Below are 226 nucleotides of genomic sequence, written 5' to 3'. Positions count from 1 at the left end.
ATTCAATCGAGGCATCCAAGCGACTGAATGGAGCAGAGCATATGATGCCGTTGACACAGCGTATGATGCATATCGAGAAGGGACTAGAGATTACCGTGCAGGATCAAGCAGGAGGCATACCGCCGGAGAAGATTGAGGCCATGACACACACTACATTCGAAGAGATTATCTGGAATGAACGTGGACGCGGGCTGCTCCTTGTACAGGCCTTAGTCGACGAATGGGA

1 protein-coding gene is annotated in these 226 nt (G+C 50.9%); it reads left to right on the top strand.

From position 1 onward, the window contains the following. Positions 1-41: 41 nt before the first annotated feature. Positions 42-226, top strand: a 185-nt coding sequence (locus LKX83_RS33115; RefSeq protein WP_370639188.1) for an ATP-binding protein, incomplete at its 3' end; no start/stop codon positions are given.

Source organism: Cohnella baijiui, from assembly GCF_020731285.1.
GTDB lineage: Bacteria > Bacillota > Bacilli > Paenibacillales > Paenibacillaceae > Cohnella.
The sequence above is the reverse complement of the archived record's forward strand: the minus strand, read 5'-3'. Positions and strand labels throughout refer to the sequence as shown.